The sequence below is a fragment of the Microbacterium sp. NIBRBAC000506063 genome, assembly GCF_017968845.1.
Lineage (GTDB): Bacteria > Actinomycetota > Actinomycetes > Actinomycetales > Microbacteriaceae > Microbacterium.
The window spans coordinates 1,995,918-2,020,372 of record NZ_CP072876.1 but is presented as its reverse complement, the minus strand read 5'-3'; the positions used below and the strand labels follow the sequence as shown (position 1 = coordinate 2,020,372).

27 protein-coding genes and 3 pseudogenes are annotated in these 24,455 nt (G+C 68.6%); 9 read left to right on the top strand and 21 right to left on the bottom strand.

The window, feature by feature from the left end:
• The 3 genes from KAE78_RS11430 to KAE78_RS11420 are packed head-to-tail and all read left to right on the top strand — an operon-like array spanning position 1 to position 2,559.
• Positions 1-438: a hypothetical protein gene (locus tag KAE78_RS11430; RefSeq protein WP_223172523.1), complete on the top strand. Its 438-nt coding sequence runs from the start codon at positions 1-3 to the stop codon at positions 436-438.
• 55 nt (positions 439-493) lie between these two features.
• Complete coding sequence (locus tag KAE78_RS11425) at positions 494-964, top strand: nuclear transport factor 2 family protein (RefSeq protein WP_223170921.1); 471 nt, start codon at positions 494-496, stop codon at positions 962-964.
• Positions 961-2,559: a DUF5671 domain-containing protein gene (locus tag KAE78_RS11420; protein WP_223170920.1), complete on the top strand. Its 1,599-nt coding sequence runs from the start codon at positions 961-963 to the stop codon at positions 2,557-2,559. Before KAE78_RS11425 ends, KAE78_RS11420 begins: the two co-directional genes overlap by 4 nt.
• A gap of 9 nt (positions 2,560-2,568) precedes the next feature.
• Here KAE78_RS11420 and ahcY read toward each other — a convergent pair.
• Both ahcY and KAE78_RS11410 read right to left on the bottom strand, forming a co-directional pair.
• A pseudogene (gene ahcY, locus KAE78_RS11415) lies at positions 2,569-4,015 on the bottom strand (adenosylhomocysteinase).
• Between the two features lie 30 nt (positions 4,016-4,045).
• Positions 4,046-4,251 (bottom strand): annotated as a pseudogene (locus KAE78_RS11410) (DUF3499 family protein).
• Positions 4,252-4,407: 156 nt separating this feature from the next.
• On the opposite strand from KAE78_RS11410, the gene KAE78_RS11405 reads away from it, so the two are divergent.
• A complete protein-coding gene (locus KAE78_RS11405) occupies positions 4,408-4,749 on the top strand; it encodes a hypothetical protein (RefSeq protein WP_223170919.1) in 342 nt (113 codons plus the stop codon).
• 27 nt (positions 4,750-4,776) lie between these two features.
• On the opposite strand, the gene KAE78_RS11400 is transcribed toward KAE78_RS11405, so the two are convergent.
• From KAE78_RS11400 to KAE78_RS18810, 16 genes and pseudogenes are all read right to left on the bottom strand, one after another.
• Entirely contained in the window at positions 4,777-6,177 is a 1,401-nt protein-coding gene (locus KAE78_RS11400; protein ID WP_223170918.1) for a DUF5719 family protein, read from the bottom strand.
• Positions 6,174-7,331 (bottom strand): hypothetical protein, encoded by a 1,158-nt coding sequence (locus KAE78_RS11395; RefSeq protein ID WP_223170917.1) that lies wholly within the window; start codon positions 7,329-7,331, stop codon positions 6,174-6,176. Before KAE78_RS11395 ends, KAE78_RS11400 begins: the two co-directional genes overlap by 4 nt.
• Positions 7,280-8,410 carry a hypothetical protein gene (locus KAE78_RS11390; RefSeq protein ID WP_223170916.1) on the bottom strand — a complete coding sequence of 377 codons (1,131 nt, stop codon included), beginning with the start codon at positions 8,408-8,410 and terminating at the stop codon, positions 7,280-7,282. Before KAE78_RS11390 ends, KAE78_RS11395 begins: the two co-directional genes overlap by 52 nt.
• A complete protein-coding gene (locus KAE78_RS11385; RefSeq protein WP_223170915.1) occupies positions 8,347-8,973 on the bottom strand; it encodes a glycosyltransferase family 2 protein in 627 nt (208 codons plus the stop codon). The genes KAE78_RS11390 and KAE78_RS11385 overlap by 64 nt, the downstream gene beginning before the upstream one ends.
• A gap of 647 nt (positions 8,974-9,620) precedes the next feature.
• The gene (locus tag KAE78_RS11380; protein ID WP_223170914.1) at positions 9,621-10,319 is read right to left on the bottom strand and encodes a hypothetical protein; all 699 of its coding nucleotides are present in this window, start codon (positions 10,317-10,319) and stop codon (positions 9,621-9,623) included.
• 38 nt (positions 10,320-10,357) lie between these two features.
• Positions 10,358-10,798, bottom strand: a complete 441-nt coding sequence (locus tag KAE78_RS11375; protein ID WP_223170913.1) for a hypothetical protein — start codon at positions 10,796-10,798, stop codon at positions 10,358-10,360.
• A gap of 11 nt (positions 10,799-10,809) precedes the next feature.
• Positions 10,810-14,118, bottom strand: coding sequence for a PA14 domain-containing protein (locus KAE78_RS11370; protein WP_223170912.1), 3,309 nt, complete (start codon positions 14,116-14,118; stop codon positions 10,810-10,812).
• 22 nt (positions 14,119-14,140) lie between these two features.
• A complete protein-coding gene (locus KAE78_RS11365; RefSeq protein ID WP_262927647.1) occupies positions 14,141-15,040 on the bottom strand; it encodes a hypothetical protein in 900 nt (299 codons plus the stop codon).
• Positions 15,037-15,345: a hypothetical protein gene (locus KAE78_RS11360; protein ID WP_223172522.1), complete on the bottom strand. Its 309-nt coding sequence runs from the start codon at positions 15,343-15,345 to the stop codon at positions 15,037-15,039. The genes KAE78_RS11365 and KAE78_RS11360 overlap by 4 nt, the downstream gene beginning before the upstream one ends.
• A 166-nt stretch (positions 15,346-15,511) precedes the next feature.
• Positions 15,512-16,258 carry a hypothetical protein gene (locus KAE78_RS11355; protein ID WP_223170910.1) on the bottom strand — a complete coding sequence of 249 codons (747 nt, stop codon included), beginning with the start codon at positions 16,256-16,258 and terminating at the stop codon, positions 15,512-15,514.
• Positions 16,255-16,752, bottom strand: a complete 498-nt coding sequence (locus tag KAE78_RS11350; RefSeq protein WP_223170909.1) for a hypothetical protein — start codon at positions 16,750-16,752, stop codon at positions 16,255-16,257. Before KAE78_RS11350 ends, KAE78_RS11355 begins: the two co-directional genes overlap by 4 nt.
• Positions 16,727-17,182: a hypothetical protein gene (locus KAE78_RS11345; RefSeq protein WP_223170908.1), complete on the bottom strand. Its 456-nt coding sequence runs from the start codon at positions 17,180-17,182 to the stop codon at positions 16,727-16,729. Before KAE78_RS11345 ends, KAE78_RS11350 begins: the two co-directional genes overlap by 26 nt.
• Before the next feature lie 711 nt (positions 17,183-17,893).
• On the bottom strand, positions 17,894-18,154 hold the full coding sequence (locus KAE78_RS11340; RefSeq protein WP_223170907.1) for a hypothetical protein: 261 nt from the start codon (positions 18,152-18,154) through the stop codon (positions 17,894-17,896).
• Positions 18,155-18,299: 145 nt separating this feature from the next.
• Positions 18,300-18,617, bottom strand: coding sequence for a WhiB family transcriptional regulator (locus KAE78_RS11335; RefSeq protein ID WP_223170906.1), 318 nt, complete (start codon positions 18,615-18,617; stop codon positions 18,300-18,302).
• A gap of 155 nt (positions 18,618-18,772) precedes the next feature.
• On the bottom strand, positions 18,773-19,201 hold the full coding sequence (locus KAE78_RS18815) for a hypothetical protein (RefSeq protein WP_317451932.1): 429 nt from the start codon (positions 19,199-19,201) through the stop codon (positions 18,773-18,775).
• A gap of 356 nt (positions 19,202-19,557) precedes the next feature.
• Positions 19,558-19,776, bottom strand: a pseudogene (locus KAE78_RS18810) (hypothetical protein); the annotation flags it as partial.
• Between the two features lie 225 nt (positions 19,777-20,001).
• On the opposite strand from KAE78_RS18810, the gene KAE78_RS11325 reads away from it, so the two are divergent.
• The gene (locus KAE78_RS11325) at positions 20,002-21,222 is read left to right on the top strand and encodes an O-antigen ligase family protein (RefSeq protein WP_223170905.1); all 1,221 of its coding nucleotides are present in this window, start codon (positions 20,002-20,004) and stop codon (positions 21,220-21,222) included.
• The gene (locus tag KAE78_RS11320) at positions 21,180-21,347 is read left to right on the top strand and encodes a hypothetical protein (protein ID WP_223170904.1); all 168 of its coding nucleotides are present in this window, start codon (positions 21,180-21,182) and stop codon (positions 21,345-21,347) included. The genes KAE78_RS11325 and KAE78_RS11320 overlap by 43 nt, the downstream gene beginning before the upstream one ends.
• Before the next feature lie 55 nt (positions 21,348-21,402).
• Here KAE78_RS11320 and KAE78_RS11315 read toward each other — a convergent pair whose 3' ends face one another.
• Positions 21,403-21,630: a hypothetical protein gene (locus KAE78_RS11315; protein WP_223170903.1), complete on the bottom strand. Its 228-nt coding sequence runs from the start codon at positions 21,628-21,630 to the stop codon at positions 21,403-21,405.
• Between the two features lie 461 nt (positions 21,631-22,091).
• On the opposite strand from KAE78_RS11315, the gene KAE78_RS11310 reads away from it, so the two are divergent.
• Complete coding sequence (locus tag KAE78_RS11310) at positions 22,092-22,643, top strand: O-antigen ligase family protein (RefSeq protein WP_223170902.1); 552 nt, start codon at positions 22,092-22,094, stop codon at positions 22,641-22,643.
• A gap of 7 nt (positions 22,644-22,650) precedes the next feature.
• Here the strand turns inward: KAE78_RS11310 and KAE78_RS11305 are convergent, their stop codons facing one another.
• Both KAE78_RS11305 and KAE78_RS11300 read right to left on the bottom strand, forming a co-directional pair.
• The gene (locus KAE78_RS11305) at positions 22,651-22,908 is read right to left on the bottom strand and encodes a hypothetical protein (protein WP_262927646.1); all 258 of its coding nucleotides are present in this window, start codon (positions 22,906-22,908) and stop codon (positions 22,651-22,653) included.
• A complete protein-coding gene (locus tag KAE78_RS11300) occupies positions 22,869-23,447 on the bottom strand; it encodes a glycosyltransferase (protein ID WP_223170900.1) in 579 nt (192 codons plus the stop codon). Before KAE78_RS11300 ends, KAE78_RS11305 begins: the two co-directional genes overlap by 40 nt.
• 12 nt (positions 23,448-23,459) lie before the next feature.
• Between KAE78_RS11300 and KAE78_RS11295 the strand changes: the two genes are divergently transcribed.
• Both KAE78_RS11295 and KAE78_RS11290 read left to right on the top strand, forming a co-directional pair.
• Complete coding sequence (locus KAE78_RS11295; RefSeq protein ID WP_223170899.1) at positions 23,460-23,726, top strand: hypothetical protein; 267 nt, start codon at positions 23,460-23,462, stop codon at positions 23,724-23,726.
• Between the two features lie 156 nt (positions 23,727-23,882).
• A complete protein-coding gene (locus tag KAE78_RS11290; protein ID WP_223170898.1) occupies positions 23,883-24,413 on the top strand; it encodes a hypothetical protein in 531 nt (176 codons plus the stop codon).
• Positions 24,414-24,455 lie beyond the last annotated feature (42 nt).

Here is a 24,455-nt window from a genome sequence, read left to right as displayed (position 1 = left end):
GTGTTGGAGATCTACCTCACGCTGGGGGCGATCGCCGTCATCGCCGGCGCCTTCTCCTCCCGCTCGCAGCGTCTGGGCGACATGGTCGCCGGCACCTACAGCCAGCGCGTGCGCCCACCCCAGCTTGTGGAGCACACCCCGGTCATGCCCGGCGGCCTGCTCGAATGGGCGAGGCTCGCCGACGTCGCCCGGCTCCCCGACCGTCTGGCGCGCCGGGTCGCCCAGTTCCTGCAGAACGCCGATCGCCTCACCCCCGAGGCCCGCGCCCGCGTGGCGGCCGACCTCGTCGCCGAGACCCGCGAGTATGTCGCTCCGCAACCGCCGGCGCCGCCCGAGCAGATCCTCATCGCGATGACGATCCTGCGGCGCGAGCGGGAGCATCGCTCGCTCGACCTGGCCGACGAGCGCGTGGCGAAGCTCATCGGCCGCCCGCTGTGACGCGCCGTCGCATCCGTTCCTGGCCTCAGAGGGCTTCCGGGAGGATGATGTGGCTATGAATACTCCTGCGGAGGCTGCGCCGCGCGCCTCGCGACTCCCCCTGTTCATCGCGATCGGCACTGTCGTCGTGATCGTCGTGGTCGCCCTCGTCGTCGTGCTCACCCGCGGCGGCGCCGCGCCGCTGGACGAGTCGTCGCCGGAGGGCGTCGTGCAACGCTACGTCCAGGCGGTCATCGACGGCGATATGGCCGGCGCCGAGCAGTACCTGCATCCGGAGCTCACCGAGAAGTGCGACACGCTCGAGGGCTATCAGCCGGGCGACGTGCGCGTGACGCTCCGGCGCACCGTCGAACGCGGCGACACCGCCACCGTCGACGTGATCATCGTGCACTCCGGCGGGAGCGGCCTGTTCGGCCCCTCTGAATACCAGTCCGACGACCGCTTCGCCCTGAAGCGCGACGGGGACGCGTGGCGGATCACCGAGACGCCCTGGGAGTTCACGATCTGCGAAAGGGTGTGGGAATGAGTCAGCAGCTGCCCGGAACCGCCGTCTCCGGAGTCGTCCGGCGCTGGATCGTCTACGCGATCCTGTTCACCCTCGTCGCCATCGCCGCCAACGGCGTGAGCAGCCTCCTCGGTCGTCTCCTCGACGTCGATCCGCTCTTCGATGAGGGCACCTACGGCCTGGCGCTGGCGTTGGCGTACGCGCTCATCGGCGGTCCTCTGGCGCTGCTGCTGTGGTGGCTGGTGTGGCGGCGCCTCGACGATGCGGACCGCGGCTCCGTCGCCTGGGGCCTCTACATCGCCGCGATGTACGTCACCTCGCTCGTCGTCTTCACCGTGGGCGCGCTGTCGACCCTCGCGGCTCTCGTGCGCGGTGACTGGCAGCCGTGGGAGTGCGCGAGCGCGATCGTCTGGTTCGCGGTCTGGCTCGGGCACCACGCGATGCTGCGGCACCGGGACAAGGGGCCGACGCGCCTGGCGACCCTGCCCGTCGTGCTCGGCGCCGCCTATGGGCTCGGCGTCGCCGCGTTCTCGGCCGGACGCACTCTCCAGGGGCTGCTCGACACCGCCCTCCTCTCGGAGACCGGGCTCCCGCTGGGCGACCCCTGGTGGCAGTCGGTGCTGCAGTCGCTGATCTGGTGCGCCGGCGGCATCCTGCTGTGGTGGTGGCACTGGTTCCGCGACGGCGCGCGGCGCTTCCGCGGCGGATTCGCCGACGTCGCCCTGGTCCTGACCGGCATCCTCGCCGCCGCGGGGGCGATGCTCGGCGGCGTGATCTCGCTGCTGCACACCGGCCTGCGCGGGGCCTTCGACCCGAGCGCCTCCTCCCGCGACCTGCTCGGCGACCTCGCTCTCGCGATCGCGGCGGCGGTCATCGGCGCGATCGTGTGGCTCTATCATCGCCGCATCGTCCTCGAGCGGGGTGAGCGCACGCGTGCGGCCGCCGGGCTGGTCGAAGCCGGACTCGGGCTCATCGCGCTCGCCTCGGGCATCGGCGTGGTCCTCAATGCACTCCTCGCGGCGACCGTCACACCTCTGGCGGGGTCGGATGCGCTCAGCCTGCTGTTCGGCGGGCTCGCCGCGCTCATCGTCGGGGCGATCGTCTGGGTCTGGGCGTGGCGTCCTCTCCGCGTCGAGGAGGGCGCGGGCGGCCCTGCCCGCCGGGTCTATCTGGTCGCGGTCTTCGGCGCGAGCGCCGTCGTCGCGCTCAGCACGCTGCTGGTGATCGGCTTCCGCATCTTCGAGCTCGTGCTCGACTCCTCCGGCGGTGTCGTCGAACGCGTCCGGGCGCCCCTGGGGCTGCTCGTGGCGACGGCGCTCGTGGCCGGCTACCACTTCGCGATCTGGCGACGCGATCGGGCGGCGGCCCCGGCATCCGCCGCTCCCGCTCGCGCGTTCGATCAGGTCGTGCTCGTCGCCGCCGGCGACGCGCAGCCGGTCGCGCAGGCGATCCGCGAGGCGACCGGCGCCTCGGTCGTGGTGTGGACGAGGTCGGATGCCGCAGAACCCGCCTCCGCCGAGACGATCACGGCTGCGCTCGAGGGCGTCGAGGCCCGCCGCGTGCTCGTCGTGGCGGGCGCCGAGGGACGCGTCGAGGTGGTTCCGCTCGCCGGCTGACGCCCCGCCTCAGTACCGGTAGTGCTCGAGCTTGTAGGGACCGTCGACGGGCACACCGATGTAGTCGGCCTGCTCGGGGGTGAGTTCGGTCAGCTGCACGCCGAGGGCGTCGAGGTGCAGCCGCGCGACCTTCTCGTCGAGGGCCTTGGGCAGCGTGTAGACGCCGGTCGGATAGTCGGCGGTCTTCGTGAACAGCTCGATCTGGGCGAGCACCTGGTTCGTGAACGAGGCGCTCATCACGAAGGAGGGGTGACCGGTGGCGTTGCCGAGGTTCATCAGACGGCCCTCGCTGAGCACGAGCACACTGCGGCCGTTCGGCAGGCGCCACTCGTGCACCTGCGGCTTGATCTCGACCGCCTCGGCGCCGGCGATCGCGGCGAGCCCCGCCATGTCGATCTCGTTGTCGAAGTGCCCGACGTTCGCGACGATCGCGAGGTGCTTGAGTGCGAGGAGGTTCTCGGCCGTGACGACGTCCTTGTTGCCGGTGCCGGTCACGACGATGTCGACGTCGCCGGCGACATCCGCGAGCCGGGCGACCTGGTAGCCGTCCATCGCGGCCTGCAGCGCGCAGATCGGGTCGATCTCGCTGACGATCACTCGCGCGCCCTGGCCCCGCAGCGCCTCGGCCGCGCCCTTGCCGACATCGCCGTAGCCGCAGACGAAGGCGACCTTGCCGCCCATGAGCACGTCGGTGGCGCGGTTGAGGCCGTCGGGCAGGGAGTGGCGGATGCCGTACTTGTTGTCGAACTTGCTCTTGGTGACCGAGTCGTTGACGTTGATGGCGGGAAGAGCAGGTCTCCGGATGCGGCGAGCTCGTACAGGCGGTGCACGCCCGTGGTCGTCTCCTCCGTGACGCCGATGAGCCCCTCGGCCAGGCGGGTCCAGCGGGTGCTGTCGGCCGCGAGCGAGCGGCGGAGGACGCCCAGGATGACGCGGTACTCGTCGCTGTCGGCATCCGTCGCCTCCGGCACGGCGCCGGCCTTCTCGAACTCGACGCCCTTGTGCACGAGGAGCGTGGCGTCGCCGCCGTCGTCGAGGATCATGTTGGGCCCGTCATGGCCGGTGGCCGACCAGTCGAAGATCGCCTCGGTGCAGGCCCAGTACTCCTCGAGCGTCTCGCCCTTCCAGGCGAAGACCGGGACGCCGGCGGGGCATCGACGGTGCCCTCCGGTCCGACGACGACGGCCGCGGCCGCCTCGTCCTGCGTGGAGAAGATGTTGCAGCTCGCCCAGCGCACCTCGGCGCCGAGCGCCACGATCGTCTCGATGAGCACCGCGGTCTGCACCGTCATGTGCAGCGAGCCGGCGATGCGCGCGCCCTTCAGCGGCTGCGAGGGGCCGAACTCCTCACGGAGCGCCATGAGGCCCGGCATCTCGTTCTCGGCGAGACGGAGTTGGTGACGGCCGGCCTCTGCGAGCGTGATGTCGGCGATGCGGTGGTCGAGGGTCTTGAGCATTCCCCCATTCTCCCATCCCGCCGGGAGGAGTCAGACGCGCAGGCTCTCGTGCCGCACGACGAGCCAGCCGGCGGGAACCGAGAGGCGATCGGCGTGCTGGGCGCACAGGTCGTGCGCGTGCGGATCCCGGGCGGCGCCGAGGGGCCGAGTGCGGCCATCTGATCGGCGTAGTCGTAGGTGAGCGTGGCGACCGCCTCGCGCGCGCAGGCGATCTTGGAGCACAGTCTCTCTTCCACGCACTCAGCCTAGGCACCGCCCGCGGCGAAGCGGGCAGGGCACGCGGCAGCGCCTAGACTTCAGGCATGGTCCGTCGCCGCACATCCCGCAGTCAGCCGGCACCCCGGCGCCTGTCGCGCCACGGCCGCCATGGGCGGGTCGGGCGCAGCCCGGTCGTGCGCCCGCCGCTGCCGCCGCTCGACGGCCGGATCGAGCGCTTCGACGTGGTCGCGGCGACCGCGATGGAGTTCCTCCGCGGCGCCTGGCCGGAGCTGCGCGCGGTGCGCCTGGAGGTCGCGGGCATGCCCATGGCCGACTCCGAAGAGGGCATCCCCATGTGGCACCTCGATCACGCGCGCGGCCGCATCGTGCTGTTCCGCGTGCCGATCGAACGCCTGCTCGTGCCCGGCCACGATGACGCCCTGCACCGCCGCATGGCGATCGAGAGCGCGACCTTCCGCGCCGCCGCCGAATACGTCGGCCGCGAGCCGTGGGAGCTCGACGACCACGGGCACTGAGCGCGCGGTCGCGCCTGAGAAAGATCCTCAGGGATAGACGACGAGAGGTTCCGGCTGCCCGGATGCCGGCCACAGCGGCCAGCCTGCGAGGGCGTCGACGCCGCCCATGACGACGGCGGCATGGATGCCAGCATCCGATTCCACGGCGTAGCTCGCCGCGTTCCGCAGCGACACGAGCGTCGAGGAGCCCGCGGGCACGCTGATCTCGCGGACGACCTGCGACCGCAGATCCGTGATCGTGACCGTGCGATCCACGACGTCGTCGCCGACGATGTGCAGGCGCGTCGCGACGCCGGCGGGCACGGTCGTCATCACCCGGCCGTCGATCTCGGGCGCCGGGGTCATCCACGCGAAGTCGGAGCCCGGGTGGAAGCCCGAGGTCTGCCAGACCGCCGCGACGACCGGCTCGCCCGCGGTCACGTGCACGCTGTACACGCCGACCGGCAGCTCGGGGAAGTCGATCTCGACCGGCACGCCGGCGGCGAGCGACACCTCCTGAGGCTGCGCGGCATCCACCCCGCTGCCCGCGAGGCGTATGCTCACCCGCGCCGCGGTGTCGGCGTCGGGCGCCATGAGCCGCACGCTCGCGACGGCCTGGCCGGAGCGGGGGCCGACGACCTGCACGCCGGCGACGACGAGGTCGGTGTCGGGGTGCCCGGCATCGTCCTGCAGGTCGATCCCGCCCGGGTCGAGGGTGCGCACGAGGCTGGACTGCAGCGCGGCGCGCACGGGGGCGCCGTCCGCGCTGACATGCACGACCGGAGCGCTCGCACCGATCGCCGCCGATGCCAGCGGCACCGCGATCTGCGTGAACGCCGGGACGACGAGCGTGCGCCCCGTGGCATCCGTGTCTCCGAACGTCGTCACCGTCACGGTCGACGGGACCTCGCCCGGGTTGGCGAGCGTGAGCACGTCGCTTGTGCCGACGGATGCCGCACCTCCCACCAGCCAGGCCTGCATGCTGGGCGGACGGCATGCCGAGGCGGCGTACCCGGTCAGATCGTCGTCTCGCAGCCGGAGCGACTGGGCGGCGTCGATGAGAGGCACCGGGCCGTCGTCGGCCGTGACCGTGTAGACGGGTGTCGCGGCGGCGCCGACGACATCGGGAACGGCGAGCTCGGTGCGCTCCGGCTGCTCGCCGTCGCTGCCGACGGTGAAGCGCGCCGTGCCGGCCGCCTGCATCTGCAGTGCGTCGGAGGCATCGCGTCCGAGTGCGAGGAACGGCCCGCTGCAGACGAGCAGTGTGTCACCGGCATCGGGCGTCACGACGGTGCGGGCCGCCGTCGCCTGCACCCCGGGGAGAGCCGCGGGCACGCCGAGGAGAGTGCCGACGACGAGAGCGCCGGCGACGGCGATGCCGACCGCCAGGCGGGATCCTGTGGCCACGAGACGCAGCGACGGGCGGACGGGTGTGGAGTCGGTGTTCATCGCTCCTCCCCTGTCGCTCCGACGACGCGCGAACGGGAGCGGGCCGCCCGCCGTGAGGCGCGCGTGGGCAGCGCCAGCAGCAGCCCCGCCAGCAGCACGGCGAAGGTGACGCCGAAGATCTGCCCGGCCATGCGCTCCTGCCCGGCCGTGAGAGTCGTCTCGCCGGTGTCGCCGGCGGTGCGCCACAGCGTTCCCTTGTCGGTCTCGCCGACCTTCACGAGTCCGGCGCGCTGGTTGAGCGCGCTGATCGCGGCCAGGCGCAGTTCGCGTGCGCCGGCCGATTCCTCGGCGCCTTCCGAGACGAGCACGTAGCGGATGCCGTGCTCCGACAGCTCCTCGGCGACCTCGAAGGCCCGCGGCGAGACGAGGGCGACAGCGAGCTCCGAGATATCGGTGCCGACGGGCCTGGTCGCGGTGGTCACCATTGTCGTCTGGGCGCCGAGCGTCTCGCTGGAACCCCACACGGTGCGGGCGGAGAGCTCATTCGCGCCGAGCGGCGTCAGCACGAGTGTGGCGCGGGGCAGGTCGCCGCGCGCATCGGCGGCGACGTAGGCGGGGAGGGTGCTGATCGGCCCGTTGGTGAGGTGCGTGGCGTCGCGGGCGAGAGCCGTGAGCGCGGGTGCCGCACAGGCGATCACGGCAAGACCCGCGACGAGTGCGGCCAGGGCGCGCAGCTGCCGCAGCGGAAGGGCCGTGTCGAGGGTGACGAGTGCGGCGCCGGCGAGGCCGATCCAGGCGAGGCTGAGCCCGGTTCCGGGCCAGATCGCCACCGGTGCGCCCTGCACGAAGGCCACGAAGACACCGACCGCGAGGAAGGCGGTCGCGAGCCCTGTCGCCGTGACGACGAGAAGGGCGATGCCGACGCGCCAGCGCGGCGACACCGCGGCGGCGAGCGCAAGCACCGCGACCGGGGCCAGCAGGAGCGGTGCCCATACGGCCTGATCGCCGATCAGTCCTGTCCAGCCGGCGAGGTCGGGGCTCGGGAACCCCGTGGCCAGGAGGCCGCGACCGGCGGCATCCGCCCCCAACTGGGGCCCGTCCCACACGAGACCGGGGTCGGCCAGGAGCGCCCAGACGTTCCCCCGCTGCGCCTGCCACCAGATCAGCGGCGCGAAGACGACGGCGGTGGGGATCGGCACCCAGACCAGGCGCACGGCGCCGTGCCCGAGGCGATGGGCGAGGGCGAGGATGAGCGCGAGCGCCCACAGCAGCGCCAGTGCGGGGCGAGGGAGGGCGCGCAGGCGACGACGCCCACGAGGAGGAGCGAGGCGGCCCCGGCGGCGCCCCAGGAACGGTGCGCGACGGATGCGGCGTGGAAGAGCCACGGCAGGAGAAGATGCGCGATGACCGCCGCCGGGCGGCCGTCGGTGAGGGCGGTGAGGAAAGTGGGCGCGAGCGCCCACAGCAGGCCACCGAGGATGCGCAGCCCGGAACGATCGGTCACGCGCGTGGCAGCGAACCAGCCGCCGAGCACGGCGAAGGGAAGGGCGAGCAGCCACAGCAGCACGAGGGAGTAGGACGGAGCGGCCGGCCAGAGGGTGCCCAGCACGGCGATCACCCCGGCGAAAGGGTCGGCGGGCCCGATGACGTCGACGCCGAGTCCGCGCTGTCCCCAGCCCGCGTCGCGCCAGAGGGCGGCGACCGTCGTCCGCAGCGGCAGCAGGCCGCCGCCGCCGATCGCCGGCCAGGCCAGCAGCGAGACGAAGGAGGCGATGCCGACCACGAGGGCGGCGAGAACGGCCCACGCTCCCCCGCCGGAGAAGAAGCGCAGCTCGCTCACGGCGCCCTGCTCGCTGCCGTGCCCGTCGTCGAGGCGCCGGCGCAGCTCGGATCCGCTCACCCGCAGCGGCTCGACGCTCGCCCACCCCGCGCGCCGCGACGTCCGCAGGCGCGCTCGGGCCTTGGCGACCGAGGGCAGGTGCACGGCGGCCGCGACCGCCGCCGCCCACTCGGGCAGCACGGCGGCGGGCCGCTTGCCGACGAGCTGGACGAGTGAGCGCCACAGGGCGAGCGGCAGCAGGCTCAACCAGTGCAGCGGCACGACGGGCGCGGGAGCGTAGACGAGCCGGCGGTGCAGCTGCGCCCGGCGGACGGCGTAGGCGTGGGCAGAGGCGCGCGTGGGGACCGCGGCGGGTCCGGTGCCGGTGACCGTGACGCGGGCGGCGGGGTTCAGGACGAGCCGACCACCGGCCAGTCGTGCGCGCACGCCGAGATCGAGGCCCTGGTCGGCCACGCCGAGGGCGGGTCGGGTGTGAGCGTCTCGCGCAGCTCGGCGCGCAGGAGCATTCCGCGGATGTCGGCGCCCAGGGCGTCTTCGACGCCGTCCTGCTGCCCCTGGTCGATCTCGCCGGCCGCCAGCTCCACGCTGCTGCCGAACCGGGTCATGGTCACCCCGAGCGAGACGATCTCGGGCGGCTCGGAGTCGCCGAGCACCTTGGGCGCGGCCACGGCCGCCATGGGCGAGCGCTCCAGCGCCCCGGCCAGGTGGGCGAGCGCCTCGGGATCGGGCACGGTGTCGTGGTCGAGCAGCCAGATCGCGCTGTCGTCGGGGATGCGGCGGAAGGCCAGCGAGGCCGCGTGGGCGAAGGAGTCGCCGGAGCGGGTCTGGATGATCCCCTCGACGGATGCCGCGACCAGCTCGCTTCCGCGTGCGGATTCGGCGTCGCCGCAGACGACGAGGGTCACCGCCTCCGCCGGGCACGTCTGGGCGTTCAGCGCTTCGAGCACGCGCAGCAGCTGTGCATGAGAGGTCGCGCCGTGCCGCGTGACGACGACCGCGTGAACTCGAAGTGGCATGACGTGGTCAGCCTAGGCGAGCCTCCCACCGGCCGCGCGCAGGCGCGCAGCGGGTCCGGAACACGGCTTCCAAAGCCCGAGTTAGATTCCGTGGACTCATAAAGTGTTCCACGCACGACATCGGATCACGGTCTAACCCGTCAAGGCGCTCCTTGTTCACCTTCCGTTTGGTCTTGTCCCTCGTCATACTCAGCGTCTATCGAGTTCGATCCTTCATCCTGATCTAATTCTCCGTACATTTGCCCACCAACATTGTTGCGGCTATCTTGTCGTAATCTAATTCACCACATAGAAGAAAACGCTAGGAAAACAATAAGCGTTCCGCCAACTATGGCTGCAATTTTTGATATCAGCGGACCATCATTCAGCAGAAGAATTACAATCGCACAGAATGCGATTGGTACACCTGCTAGTTTCACGAATCCGCGAAGAAACCGCTTCATCTAAGCAAGAACCTCCCACCCCCTCCGCTCCCACTTTCAACGCTTGAAAATATACACCGACAGCAAACTGATAGTTCGTTCACTGCGAGGTGCGGTTCTCAGTGCGAGCCGCTGTCCCTGAACAGCAGACACGACTACGGACATGCAATTGCATAGCTCGACTTAATACCCTCGTATTGTAATGAGTCTCTCTATCTCACTATCTCATGGCAGACGAACACCTTCGATGAAGGTCGCGATGTATTCATCGACGGTCCAGTTACCTCTCCGGTCGATGTCGACCATTCCTATCCCACGGGTGATTCCGTCTACACCGGGGCGCCTCAAGAGCAGTTTCGGATATAGCACAAATCCATCACTTACACGAGGGGCAAGGAACGCTGAGACCTCGGACAACGTCACAGCAAACGACGGCGCCATTAGACATCCCATAATCTCTCGAACGCAATCTTTGTGGCTTGCATACGCAACAAAGGAATGTAGCGACTGTGGGATTGGAGTGTGGAGGCGTAACCGCATCATCTGAGTCTCGTAGGAAAACGGACCGCAGGACCATTCGAAAGACCCTTCAGATGCCACTGCATCCGGGGCAATCTCCCGCACTGTGGTGTCCGTGCTGAACTCGAGGTCATCGATCTTGCTTGAGGAGTCATCAGAATCACCCAGTTCCAGAAGACGCAATAGAGCTTCCCCATTGGTGCCATCCAAGCCGGTGCCCAGACGAGGTTCGACCAACCTCTGCTTATAAAGCTGGGGACCGGCGGCGATGATCTCGCAACGGTAGTACAGAGACGCATCTTCGCTAATGAACGCCGTATCCCCTTCTCCTAGGCGCACGGTGTTCTCCGGATGGTTCAACGCTTCTAGCTTGGTGACGAGCGTTTGCGCGAAAGCGCTACGCACCGCGGGCGGCTGTGAGTCGAGTTTCTTGTATAGCTCTCCTACCCGACTAGGGTCACCGTTCCGCCCAGGACGGAGATGTACGCCCAGAACGCCTCATCCGGCATCGGCGGTGACGACCCTGCTTTCCGCTTCCGCTTTTTAGGAATCGCCGATGCGATCACACTGTCAATCCACTTCTGCGGATCATTGGGCCGACCAGGTAGGACGCGATCACTGACAATGACTGGACCTTGTTCCGATTCTATGTCGAATGGCGTGACCGACACCACGACCGCTTCACCTACCGCTTCGGATACATCGATTCCCTCATCCGGCGATGGTTGATATCTCAGCGTCTCGTAGAAGCGGCGACCCGTACGAAACACCACACGCTCCGTCCACCCATGAGAGACTCGCCCACCCTGAAAACCATGTGCCTGGAGCTGACCAAGACGCAACTGTTCCGCTGCGCGTTTTGAAACCTCATCCCACGACAACATGTCCGCTCCTGTCACTTGCAACTAGGTTGACCGGGCGGACATTGTCCATGCTGTGCAGCGTACGCAGAGATTAAAGAGTACTCGACAAATCGCGCGTTGTAGTAGCCGACCGTGCGATGACGCTCAACCCAGTCACACGATTCACCAAAGTGCGCGCTACAGGCCGCAACCTGGCTCGCGGGTCGTTTAGTCAACGGTTCAGCGCTGGTGATCCCGTATTTCCAGGTATCGAGAGTGACTCTTGGGAAGATCTCGTACACGATATAGGTCCTGTTCTCCCGATACTTCGTCGGGACAGCACGAGGAATCTTCTTCGCCGATCCTTGTGTAGTGTCCGGAAGTACTGGAACAACAGCCTTCGGGCGTACACCAGCACCTCCTCCAGGAGAACCGAAGCCGACGGTTGCACTTCCAGTTCCGGAGCCGCGTCCGCCACCTTTGGCGCTGTGCCCGCCACCATCACGCTGGAACGCGGGTATCTCGCCGCTTAGGTCATGTCCTCCAATAGGATCACTCGGCCAAATGTAGTCATTCTCGCTGGCGCCATCGATCGGGTCGATCTGCAGGAATCTGCCCAGTGCGGAGACGTAGAGTCTGGCGCCCATTTCGGTGACGGCGACGCCCCCTGCCGTGTCGGTGGTTTTGAGTCCTACCTGGTGCCATCCAGTGCGATCCTGCTCATCGGTCTGGCCATCGGATGCGGCTGTGCCGATTGCGAGGGTTGTCGGGTCCAGGCGTTGCCCGAATGGGTCGAACAGGCCGATACCGGCGGCGGTTGTGGTGCCGTTCCCGGTGGTGAGGGTGTGTCCCAACAGTGAAGGGTAGGCGTACTCGGCAGTTGCCCCGGTGAAGGTCACGCTCACTCCGCCAGGCAGTCCCATGGTCTTAGAGAGGACGCCGTCCTTCTCCACCGCCCACGGCACGTCCCCGCCACCGACATATAAGTGTCGGGTCTCTACGGCGGGGTCTGCTCCTGCTGGGTCCACGGTGCGCGCGACAATCCGTCCGGTCGCGTCGCGCACGTTCGTGACGACGGTGCTATCTGCGTGGGTGGTGGAGGCGTGCCGGTTGTTGCCGTCGTAGGTGAAGGTCATGCCGCCGAGGGTGGTGATGTTGCCGCGAGTGTCGTAGACGATATCGGTGGCGTCCAGTCCGTCGGCGACGTCGTGTGCGCCGGTGATGGGGTTGGTCACCGAGGTGGACAGGAGCCGGTCGGCCCAGTCGTAGCAGTAGTCGGTCGTTGTCGTGATCGGGTCTTCGCCTGGCTGTGTGTAGACGTCTACGAGCTTGGTGCGGTTGCCTGAGGCTCCCGCGGCGGTGTTCGGTCCGCAGCTGCCGGTGTCGGCGAACTCGTAGCTGAGTTCGTGTCCGGGGATGACTGCGGAGGTCAGCCTGCCGGCCGCATCGTATCCGTACGTGGAGGTGTAGGTGTCTTCGTCGCGGATCGTGGTGTGTTGCACCACTCGGCCTGACTGGGCCCGCACGACTGCGTCGGTGATCGTGTCGGCGCCCGGGAATGACCATTCTTGTCCGGTCACTCGCCCGGCGCCGTCGCGGGTGATGCCTTCGAGTGCTGACCCGCCGCGATAGGTCACCGAGGCGAGTTCTTGCTGTGTCGTGTAGTTCGGGGTCGCGATCGGCTGGCCATCCAGGGTGACCAGGGTGATTTTTCCGTCCGCGTCGTAGTCGTACTCGGTCACCGACCCAGACCCGCCCTCGGGTGTTGTCGTCGAGGACAGCAGGCGTCCGGTCAGCGATTCGTACTCGTGCGTGGTGACGGTGTCCCACACGTCCGTGTACGACAGGGCACGCCCCAGCAGGTCGGTGACCGTTGTGATCGTCGATCCGTTGGGCGAGCCGGCCACAGCATCGTCGGCGACAGTGATCTGGACGCCTTGGGCCACCATGTCATATCCGGACGTCGTGGTGCGCGCCAGGGAATTGCCGTATGCGGGAGTGGTGTGTTCTGTCACCCGGCCGCGATCATCGTAGCTGGTGCAGGACCAGTCTTCGTTGTTGACGCGGGTGGCGACGGTGCGGCCCCAGCTGTCGTAGGCGAAGGAGGTCGCCACCGGTGCTCCGGAGTCGGGGGTGGGCCCGGTCACGGATTTCAGTGCCCCGTATTGCCGTGTGCCTGCGGGGATCCCGCAGACGGTCGGGGCGGTTTCGAGGTCGCCGTAGTAGGCGTAGGTAGTCTTCGCCGTCGATGGTGCGCCGGTGACGGTGCCGGCAGGCAGCGTACGGCTGGTGCGGCGCAGCCAGCCGTTCGCGTCGTCGGGTGCCTCATAGCTGACAGCGGTGATCAGCGCGAGTGTCGACGGGTCGATCGTGGACGAGGTGGCCGCCCCTAGCCAGGGGTGGGTGTAGCTGAACGATGTGGTCAGGTCCGGGACGAGTGCGTCAGTGACTTCCGGGGCGCCAGCTGCGGAATCGTGCGCGGTCGTGGTGGTGGTGACACCGTAGTCGGGGGTGAAGCGTGCACCGGGGATCACTACCGCGGTGGAGGAGCCGGGGGCGATCCACTTCAGCTGGAGTTTCGCGGCGCCGGTGTCGTCGAAGTACTCCACCCGGATGCGTTTGGAATCACCGGCTGTTACGGTCAGGGCGAAGTCGCCGGATTCACCGGCCCCGGTCTCCCATCTGTCGACGACGAGGGTGTCATCGACCCAGACGCGGGCGCCGTCGTCGCTGTTGACGATGAACTTGTAGGTACCCGCGGCAGGGAAGGAGACACGTCCGGTCAGACGCAGCGACCAGGCGTTGGCGGGGATCCCGGGTGCGGGGGCGGCCGAGGCCCAGTCCTTGTTCACCGCGCCGCCGGATACGCCCACCAAACCGAGGTTGAGCAGTTTCGGTTGCCCGGCGAGAGTCTTGTTCGCATAGTAGGCCGCGTGCAGCCCGGTCAGGCCCGTGTCGTAGCTGGTGGTGGTGTGCGCCGGACGGATCCCACACCCCGCAGTGCCCTCAGGGTCAGCGACGGGGGTGCGCGCGGCGGTGAAGCACTCTCCAGGAGCAGGACCGTAAGACGCGGTCGCCCTGTCGGTGTACGAGTCGTAGATCGTTGTGCTCGTCCGTCCCCAAGGGTCGGCTGCGGAGAGGACGAGGTCCTTGTTCGGGGCCCACTGCTGCGTCGCCGTCAACCCCAGTGCAGAGGTGGTCGACAGTTGCCGCCAGGCATCGTCATAGGTGACGGTGGCCGCATGCGAACCAGCCGGGACATCCAGGCCCAGGACGTCCACATGGGTCGTCCCGGTCGCGTACGTGTAGGACTTTCGCGGTCGTTCGGCGGCGGTGGTGCCGTCGCCGGCGGGCAGGGTCACGGTGGCGACCTTGGCCGGCTGGTCACCTGCGGGGTCGCGTAGGTGATCTGCGTAGTGGAGGCGGCATCGGGGTGTTGCCGGTCGCGGCCAGCCAATCGGCAGCAACCGAGTCACGGATCGTCGTGAGCAGCCCGTTCGTGTACCCGAAGGTGGTCAGCTCCTCACCCGGATCGAGGATCGCCGCGAGGTCACCGTCGGTGTTGAAGTGCAGACTGGTAATAGCCCCGTCCGGGTAGGAGATCTTGCAGAGCATATCCGCCGGGGCCGGGGCATACCCCGCTCCGGGAAGCGTCGGACAGTTCGAGCCGGTGCCGTTCGCGTAGGTGAACGTGACCTTGCGGTGATACGTGTCGCCGTCTTTGGAGACCGGGTCCAGGATCTCGGTGACAACCCCATTGACGGACTTCGTGATCGGAGTAGCGGGCTTGCCCGCATCAGCGGGGGCGGTCGCCGATTCCAGCTTCCCGGCGTTCGTGAACTGGTATACAGTGCCGTCGTCGCCGGTGAAGACGACTCGGCCATCTGCATCGAAACCGAGGTGCCCGTACTCACCGGTCGGAGGCGTGTACCCGCCATTGGACTTGCGCGTCCAGGTGTGCGCCTTACCGGTCGCGTCGGTGAGGATTACCGAGTTATCCATCACCTGCGCCGAGACGTATTCGGATCCCGCCCCGGCGATCGGGCTGGTAGACGTCCACCCGGCAGGGAGAGTACGGATCTTCGTCGTATACCAGTCCGGTGGGGCGATGAACTCGTTGCCGGCTGAGTCCCGCACCCAGAGCTCGAGGAAGGCCGCGCCGACCCGCTCGTAGTACTCCATGGTGATCGGTACCGCTGTGCCGGGAAGCGCTGTCGTCGATGACGCCCACGACACGGGCGTCGACAGCACGGACCACTCCTCGAACACGGAGGTGTTGTTCACCCACAGTCGCGCCCCGTGGTTGTGACGGACCCCGAAGCGGTAGGTGCCGGCCGGGCGGTGAGAAAGCCCGTCCATCGCCCCATCACGTAGTCCCCTGGCAGTGCAGGGACCAGCTGGCCGTTGCCCCAGTCGAAGGAGATCGCCGGGTCCGTGCGCACCAAGGCTGGCGTCTTCCCCGCGAAGGTGTAGCCCGCCGCCGAGGTGGGCACATTGCCCAACGCATCCAGCGCAGAGAAATACTCCCCGGTGATGCCGCGGATCGCATTGGAGCGTTCCTGCGAGTTGTAGCTGAATGAGAGACCCATCGGACCTCCGAGGGTCTCCACGAGCGGGGAGGGAAGGTGAGGTTCGCGTTGCCGTTGGCGAGGTTGACCGTCACCGGTCCCGCCGCATCGAACGGGGAAGGCCCGGTCGCGCCCAGATGCAGATCGACTTTGATCTTCATCACCCACGCCGGGTACACATTCTTGCTCAACCCGTCAGTGGGCTGCACCACCCACGAGTAAGTGCCGCCATCGCGCAGCGTCCCCTCCGGACCTGCCATTTCACGACACCACCGGAGGCGGTCAGCAGCGGTGAGGTGATCACCGCACCGGACTTTCCGTCCGTGCCGGAGGCGATCTTGAACTCATACTTCACCGTCGCGCCCGCCGGACGGTTGTCCGGGTCGGTGACCGCGCCCACCTGCAGCGTCGGGGTGAGCGTGGTCACCGTCTGCGGGGCGCCGGTCGAACCCGGCGACGCCGAGCCCACTGGGGGCGTGGGCGGCGGGTAGTTCGTCGTGAACGACCACACGCTGCTCATCTTCTCGGTCGACTGGCCCAGGAACCCGTGGCCGCCGTCGCGGATCTTCACCCGCCAGTAGTACTTCGTGCCCTGCTGCAGCTTGCCTTCCGGCACCGTCGCCGTCGTCGCCGTGGTCCACCCGCTGTTCCACACCGGGGACGACATATTCGAGTTCTTCGACACTTCCAGCAGGAAGTTCTTCACATTCGTGTTCGGATGCGCCTCCGTGCCGCTCCACCGCAACGTCGGCGTCAACGACGCACCCGTCGCCCCATTGGCCGGGGTCCCCGTTCCGGTCTGCAACGTCGCCGTGGGATAACCCCAGTACTGGATCGCCATCGCCGTCGACACCCGCTTATGCGAATAGTCCGACCCGCCCGCACCCCGCCACATCAACGCCGGAGTCTTGTCGCCGGCTTTCACCCGGTTCACCAGGAACTGCGCGAAGGTGTTGCCCGAGGTTTGCGTCGACCCCGACCCAGCGTGTAGGTGGTGATATTCGCCGTCGCCGTGCAGGTGTAACACTCGTCCGTCGCACGGCGGATCGACCCGGTGAAGCTGCCCGTCGCCCCGAGCCCGTCATAGGCGATACCCACCTGCGCCGCACCGATGAAGTTCGAAGTCGACGTGCCGTAAGGGTAACGGGCGTAGGCCCGCCAGTACACGTTCTTGTTCGACTGGCGGGTGTTACCCACGTGCGACTGATTGATGAAGACCGCACCATCAGACTTGAAAGACTTCTTATACGACGGCCCCGCATTGATCGTCGGATCCACGAACACCGGGAACACGCGCTCCTTCGCGTTCATCCACGCACTGTCCACCGTGACCGTGTACTCCCACGCCCCTTTGCCTGCAGCCGTCAACGACACAGCCGGGTTGATCAGCACCGGGGACGACTCACCCTCCACCCAGAGGAATCCCACGCCACTGGTGTCGGATATGCATCACGATCTCCCTGTCGGCGTCGACGAGATTGACCGTGCCAAGCTCGTCCAGCACCGGAGAGACTCCATCCGCGCGCAGCACCCACGTCCACGAAGACACGCCCGCAGGCGGCGCGGCAACGACCACTGTCTCCTTCACCCCGCCAGGCTCGACCACGTGCTCCACATCGACACCCGGTGCGACGCCCTCGAACGTCAGCGTGTCCACCACGCCCCGCGCCTCCGAGGCGCCCGTGGACGCCTTCCCCGCACCGACCGAACGCAGCGAGAACGACACCTCCGCCCGTCGCGACGGAACGTCGACGCCTTGGCCGCATCCGCCCGGCCCGCGAAACTCGGCGACAACGGGTGATCGGCAACCGCCCACCCCGACGACGACTTGCTCAGCCGCGTCGACGACGCCACCCACGACCCATCCGCCCGCTGCGCATTCACCGGAGACTCGGAGATCACCTCAATCAGAGACCCGTCCCCACGATCGAACGTCGTCGTGTACTCCGACCGCTCCGCCACATCCGACTCCGACGCCGAATCCAACCACCGCTCAAGATCAGCCGTATCCGGCCCCTTACCCATCGGAGCCGCCGCCGGCAGATCAGCCGCCCCCGGATCCAACAACGCCGAAAAATCCCCTACCGGTATGCGCGCGGCCGAATCCGACGCTGCCGACGACGGCAACGCAGGCAGAACCGTGACATCACCTTCCGCCAGCGCGATCCTTGCCGCCTCTTCTACCGCCGCAGCCGGCGCGACTACCAGCAGCGAGACCAGCAACGCCAACGCCGTTCCCATCGCCGAGCACAGCGCAGCAAACCCCGACCCATACCAGCCACGGAATATCCCCTCCGCCCACCGGCCAGGGACCATCCGCTCGCCGCATGTAGTTCTACCCCGAAAGCTATTGCACGAAAACCCCGCAAGGGAAGACCACAAAGCAAAGAATGTGGAAACTACGTACACCGAAATCGCGGAACAACTCGCCATCTCCGCGAAACTCGTCGCGTAAGGTCACCGCCACACGATGCCGCTGATTCGGGCCCGACGCCGACGATGTGACCTGACACCCGCAGTCCCATCTTCGGATCGAACTATGGCGGGCTGCTCTGGTTCTTCTTGAGGGCTACTTGTCGGAAGTTCTCTCGGTGAGACGAGCTCTCGCGGCGTCGATGATCGATTGGAAGTCAGGATCGAAAATCTCGTTGATGTGGGTCTCAAGAGTCGCCTCCAAGTTCCAGAGAATCCTCTCTTCTGCCTCATGCACCAATTCGAACTTGCTGGATTCGGAGTTTAGGCGGAACAAGAGATCGAACAGGACGACCATCTCGTCATACGAGATTGTGAGAGAGAGTCGCTTTCCATCCCGTGAAACTTCGCTCTCCACCGAGACTCCCTCTCTCCAGGACGTGGAAACTACGTATACCGCGGTCGGGAAGCAGCGCGCCGTATCCGCGCGACTCTTCGCGTTTCGACTCGTCGCTGCGCTCCTCGCTCAACGACCGGGAGCTGGCCGACGGCGACGCAAAGCGTCAGCTGGCCTCGCGCTTGAGCTTGCGGCGCTCGCGCTCGGAGAGGCCACCCCAGATGCCGAAGCGCTCGTCGTTCTCGAGCGCGTACTGCAGGCACTGGTCGCGCACCTCGCAGGAGGTGCAGATGCGCTTGGCGTCGCGCGTGGATCCGCCCTTCTCGGGGAAGAACGCCTCGGGGTCGGTCTGCGCGCACAGCGCGTCGCTCTGCCAGCCGAGGGCGTTGTCGTCTTCCTCGTCGAATCGGCGCACCCCGGGTACACCGAGGTTGACCGGATCGACGTACCAGTTGCCCGGGACATCTGACCGATAGCTCGTCATGTTGTCCTCCACCCTTCAAAGCCCCCACGCGGGCCGCGTGATGGACTAATTACACCGCTGTCATTCGTATCGGTCAAGTCGCGAATCGTAAACCCTCAAGACACTCTTGAAGGTTCACCCCGCCGCCACGGCGTGTCGTCGACACCACGCCGGCATCATCCGGGCTGGGCGACGAACACCTGTCCGCGCCCCGAAAGGCGCACGCGGCTCTCTTCGGCTGTCGCGAACACCGCGGTTCCGACGGGCACGGGAAGGCTCCCGGCATCCGACTCCACGGTGACGTCACCGGCGGTGGCCAGCAGGATCGCCGGGCCCGACAGTGCGACATCGACCGGCGAGGAGTCTATCTCGAAGCGGCGCAGCGCGAAGTCTGATACAGGCACCTCGTAGGAGACCTCGGATGCCGCCTCCTGCGGCCGCTGCACCCGCACCTCGTGCGGCGAGCTGTTGAGGATCGACAGCAGCTCGGGCACGTCGATGTGCTTGCCGGTGAGCCCGCCGCGCAGCACGTTGTCGCTGGCCGCCATGATCTCCACGCCCAGCCCGCCCTGATAGGCGTGCAGCACGCCGGCGGGGAGGAACACGCCCTCCCCGGCCGCAGCACCACGTGGTTCAGCAGCAGCGCCACGATCACTCCGCGGTCGCCGGGATTGCGCGCCGCCGCACGCCGCACGGCGTCGAGGGCGCCGGCGAACTCGGGCACGACGGCCGTCGCGACGGCGCCGATCACATCGTCGACCTCGGTGTCGGATGCCTCCGCCAGCGCCCAGCGGATCGCCGCCCGCAGCGGGTCGTCGCCGTCCGCGAGGTGCGCGCGCAGCGCCCGCACCCCGGGCGCGTCGTCGAGGGCGTCGACGAGACGGAGGGTGTCGCGGGTTTCGCGCAGTCCGACGAGGGCGTCGAAGCGCTCGCTCAGCGCCACGATGAGCTCGGGCTTGTGGTTGGCGTCGCGGTAGTTGCGCGCCGGATCATCGGATGCCAGCCCCGCCTCGCGCGCGAAACCGGCCTGCGCCTGCTCCCTGGTGGGGTGCGCCTGGATCGACAGGGCGCGTCGGCGGCGAGGAGCTTGAGCAGATACGGCAGTTCGCCGCCCGTGATGTCGGCGAGCGTGCCGCCCGCGGCGACGTCGGCCGGATCCGCCGGATGGTCGCCGAACCACACCTCCGCCTCGGGCGCATCGGAGGGGGCGCGGCCTTCCAGTGCGGCCAGGAGCGTCGTCGAACCCCAGGCGTAGTCGCGGGGGCGTTGGAGAGGGGATCAGCACGCTCTCAGCCTACGGCGAGCCGCGCTCGCGGGATGTAGCCTGATTCCGATGGTGCAGCATTCGAGGCAGCAGGCCGCCGCTCCGCCCACGGCGCCCGAGCGAGAGTCGACGGGTCGGCTCATGCTGCGCGCCTACGTGATCGTGGTCCTGATCGTCGCCTTCGGACACTCGGCCGTCTACAACCTCGTCGGGATGACGGGCTCGATCATCGTGCTCGCCGTCCTCACCCTGGGCACGCTCGGCATCTGGGTGCCCGCCATCTCGCGCGCCCGGCCCTGGCCTCTGGAATGGCGCCGTCTTCCCTGGGCGATCCTCGGCTACTGCGCGCTCGCCCTCGTCTCCGTGACATGGTCGCACTGGCCGCTGGCCACGCTTCTCACCGGCCTGCTCCTGCTCTCGCTCACCCTCCACGCGCTCTTCATCGCGCACATGCTCAGCTGGCGGGAGCTCCTGCGGGCCATGGCGTCGTCGCTGAAGTGGCTGCTGGGGCTCTCGGTCGCGATCGAACTGTGGGTCGCGCTCGTCGTGCGGCATCCGATCCTCCCGTTCTTCTTCGACGCCCCCGGCGACGAGGTCAACGCGCACTGGTACTGGGTGCGCGGCAACCTCATCGAGGGCGGACGCATCCAGGGGATCGTCGGCAACTCGAACATGCTCGCGGCGCTGTGCCTCGTCGCGATCATCGTCTTCGGCGTGCTCTTCGCCGCCCGGGTGCGCTGGCGCACCACCCTCGCCCTCTGGACCCTGGTCGCCGCCTACTTTCTCGTGCGCGCGGCATCGGCGACGATCTACGCCGCCGCGATCGCCGTGGCGATCACCCTCGTCGTCGCCCTCCTCATGCGCCGCGCCCCGGGACCGGGGGCGCGCACCCGCCTCTACGTCGTCGCCCTCGGCGGCACCGCCGTCCTCGCCGCCGCGGCGATCGTGTTCCGCGGGCCCATCCTGGAGCGCCTCGGCCGCACCGGCGACCTCACCGGCCGCTTCGAGATCTGGCAGCAGGTGCTCGAGCGCGCAGCGACGAGCCCGGTGTTCGGGCTGGGCTTTTCGACGCCGTGGATCCCCAGCGAGCCCGAGATCCACGGGTGGATCGTCGACCACGGGATCACCGTGTTCCACGCGCACAACATGTGGATCGACGTGCTCTTCCAGCTCGGCTGGGTCGGGGTCGTCCTCATGGCGTTCATCTGGGCGAGCCTGCTGTGGCGCAGCTGGTTCTTCGCGGTGGACCGTCCGCGGTGGGACCTCCGCGGCGATCGCCCCTTCTCGCCGCTGACCCTCGCCCCTCGCTCATCACGATCGTGCTGCTCGTGCAGGGCATCGCGGAGTCCGCGCCGATCATGATGTGGGGCTGGCTGCTGCTGGTGCTGTTCTCGTTCAAGATCAAGTCGGTGCCGCTGCTCGGCGTCGGACTCAGCGAGCGCGCCCGCGTGATCGAGCGCGGAGAGCAGCAGCGACAGGTCCCCTGATGCGCCTCCTCGATTCTCTCCTCCGGCTCCTCGCGTCGGCGGAGTTCGCCCGCGCCTACACGCTGACGGTGCTCGCCGTGACGTTCTCGGCACTCGCGATCGAGCGCATCACGAGCCCGGTGACCCTCCTCACGATGCTGACCTCGCTGAGCGTGATCGGGGCGCTCATCCTCGTCGTCCGCCGCGCCGAGCTCTCGATCCTGCGGATCGCGCCCTCCTCTCTCGTGGTCTTCCTGCTCGTCGCGCTCGCGAGCGTCGTGTGGTCGATCGACCGCGCCGACACCCTCCAGGCCTGGGTCGCCCTGTTCGCCTACGCCTTCCTCGCCGTGACGATCGGGCACGTGCGCGACACGCTCCAGACCGTGCGCGCGATCGGGGATGTGCTGAGGGTGCTGCTGACGATCTCCCTCGCCCTCGAGATCCTCTCCGGCATCCTGCTGGACGTCCCCTTCACCATCCTCGGCATCTCGGGCAACATCGCCTACGGCGGCCCGCTCGAGGGGATCTTCGGCGCCCGCAACATGCTCGGATTCGTCGCGGTGATCGCCCTCATCACCTTCGCCGTCGAGTGGCGCACGCGCTCGATCCCTCCCGGGCTGGCCGTCTACTCCACCGTGCTCGGGCCGTGCTCGCGCTCCTCGCCGCCTCGCCGGTGGTCTTCGTGCTCGCCGTCTTCGTCGGGACCGCCGCCGGCGCCCTGGCGATCGTGCGGAACACCCCGCCGCAGCGTCGTGCGATGGTGCAGTGGTCGCTCGGAGCCGTCGTGCTGCTCGGACTCGGCGTCGCGGTGCTGTTGCGCAGCCAGATCGTCGTGCTGCTGGGGCAGGCACCGACTTCTCCCGCCGCACCGAGCTGTGGCGGGAGATCTTCGACTTCGTCGCCTTCCGAAGCCTGCACGGGTGGGGCTGGTTCGGAGAGTGGGTCCCCTACCAGTTCCCGTTCAGCACGATCAACTGGCGACTCGGCGAGGACCACACCTCCGCCCTCAACGCCTACGTCGACGTGCTGCTGCAGCTGGGCGCCGTGGGCCTCGTCGCCTTCCTCGCCCTCGGCGGCATCGCCGTCATCCGCTCCTGGCTCGTCGCCAGCGCGCGTCGCTCCATCATCTACGCGTGGACCCCGCTCATCCTCGTCGCCCTCGCCGTGGAGTCGATGCTGGAGAGCTTCACGATCGTGGGCGCCGGATGGTTCCTGCTCGTACTGTGCGCGCTGCGCGCCGGGCAGTCCAGCTCCTGGCGGGAGAACATCGACGCCGTGCACACCGGGACGATGCCGACGATCCCTCCGCGGGAGTGAGCCGCGCTCAGAGGTCGGCGTGCAACGCCCAGACCCGTTCTCCCGTGCTCGCCCAGGAGAACGCGCGCGAACGGTCCTGACCGAGCACGCGCAGGCGCGCGGCATCCGGTCCCAGTGCCGCCTCGAGCGCCTCCGGCAGCTCCTCGGGAGCGACGATCGAGCCGCCGTCGGAGATGACGTCACGATGGACATCGGATGCCGCGGCCACCACCGGCACGCCGAGCGTCATCGCCTCCACGACCCGCCAGGGCCACACCGCATCCATGCTCGTCGCCACGAGCGCCCCGCACCGGCCAGCACGGCGGCGCGGTCCCCGAGCTCGAGATCCCGCGCACGTGCACGCGGTGCTCGTCCAGGCCGGCCGACACCGCGCGCTCCGCCAGCCGCGGCTCGGCCCTTCGGGAGCGTCGAGCGCGACGGCGTGCATCCCGCGGGCGGCGGCGGCGCGGAAGCCCCCGCGAGATCGGCTTCATCGCCGCTCAGCACCACGTACTCGGCGGGGAGGAACAGATCGGCACGGCGCCGCGCAGCATCCGAGGGGACGCTCAGACGCTCCGGCGGAGCGCCGGCGATCACCCGGATGCGGTCGCCCAGCCCTGCGAGGGCGCCGAGACGGGCGGCCATGGCGTGCGAGGGGACCACCACGGCATCCGCGTGCCGGACCGCGCGTCGCAGCATGCCGCGCTGCCAGGCCACGGTCGACTTCGGCAGTGCCTCCGGCCGCTCCCAGGCACGCAGGTCCCAGATCGTCGCGACCGTCTGATCGTTGTCGTGCAGCCGGTCGTGCTTGACCAGCGGCGCCATGAGCGTGGGAGCGTGGATGAGCCCGCGGCCGACGCCCGCCCGAATCCCAGACGCCAGGCGGCGGCGAGCCTCTTGCGCCCCCTGCCGAGGACGCGCACCTCGTCGATGCCGGCGATCTCCACCGCGCCGCGCGCCGCGACGATCGCCGCGACCGAGCAGCCCACCGGAGCGGTCGCCACCAGACCTGCTACCAGGGCCAGAGACGCCTCCGCCTCCGCGGGGTTGACCACGGCATCGACCTGGTCGAGGACCACCCGCAACTGCGCACCCATGCGGTAAGCGTATAGCGCGCCGGGGCCCCATCGAGGTCCGCTCGCCCGCGGGAGAGCGGTGCATCGGGGCGCCGCACAAGACGGCATGCTTGAATGCAGGGGTGAACGAGGAACGCGACTCCCCGCACGTGCGTGGATCGGCTGGACCCTGGCCGGCCTCGCCGTGCTGTTCATCCTCGTCGGCTGGGTCGTCGTGCGCGGCATGGGTGCGAGCGACACCTTGCAGCAGGCGGCCCGGACCAGCGAGACCCTCCGCACCGCGATCGTGGAGGGGAAAGAGCACCAGTACGAGATGCTCGCGACCCGGCTGAGCGACCAGACCTCCTCCGCGCGCTCGCTCACCTCCGATCCCGTCTGGCGTGCCGCGGAGTTCGTGCCGGGGATCGGATCGGGTCTCACCGCCCTCCGCGAGCTGGCCGCCGCATCCGATTCGCTCGCCGGCGGCACGCTTCCGCACCTGCTGGCCGCATCCGAGCAGTTCGACCTCGGCACCTTCGGCCTCGACGGCGACACGATCGACCTCAGCGGATACCCGGAGGCGCGGCTGCACCTCGACCGGGCCGGGTCCGCCGCCGCCGCCGTGAGCGAGCGGCTCCGCGAGATCGACCCGCCGCGGTCTCCGGCCCTGCGCGCGGCGCCGTCGCCGAGACCCACGCCGCCCTGTCGGATGCCGCGGCGACCGTCGAGGGCATGAGCGCGGCCGTCCGCCTGCTGCCGACCATGGTCGGGCAGCACG

Bases quoted from the DNA above. Each gene is read 5' to 3' on its own strand.
- KAE78_RS11360 (WP_223172522.1), bottom strand. From the start codon at position 15,345: ATGGGTCTCTCATTCAGCTACAACTCGCAGGAACGCTCCAATGCGATC.
- KAE78_RS11375 (WP_223170913.1), bottom strand. From the start codon at position 10,798: ATGTTGTCGTGGGATGAGGTTTCAAAACGCGCAGCGGAACAGTTGCGT.
- KAE78_RS11325 (WP_223170905.1), top strand. From the start codon at position 20,002: ATGCTGCGCGCCTACGTGATCGTGGTCCTGATCGTCGCCTTCGGACAC.
- KAE78_RS11400 (WP_223170918.1), bottom strand. From the start codon at position 6,177: ATGAACACCGACTCCACACCCGTCCGCCCGTCGCTGCGTCTCGTGGCC.
- KAE78_RS11385 (WP_223170915.1), bottom strand. From the start codon at position 8,973: ATGCCACTTCGAGTTCACGCGGTCGTCGTCACGCGGCACGGCGCGACC.
- KAE78_RS11420 (WP_223170920.1), top strand. From the start codon at position 961: ATGAGTCAGCAGCTGCCCGGAACCGCCGTCTCCGGAGTCGTCCGGCGC.
- KAE78_RS11335 (WP_223170906.1), bottom strand. From the start codon at position 18,617: ATGACGAGCTATCGGTCAGATGTCCCGGGCAACTGGTACGTCGATCCG.
- KAE78_RS11425 (WP_223170921.1), top strand. From the start codon at position 494: ATGAATACTCCTGCGGAGGCTGCGCCGCGCGCCTCGCGACTCCCCCTG.
- KAE78_RS11305 (WP_262927646.1), bottom strand. From the start codon at position 22,908: ATGGATGCGGTGTGGCCCTGGCGGGTCGTGGAGGCGATGACGCTCGGC.
- KAE78_RS11300 (WP_223170900.1), bottom strand. From the start codon at position 23,447: ATGGCGCCGCTGGTCAAGCACGACCGGCTGCACGACAACGATCAGACG.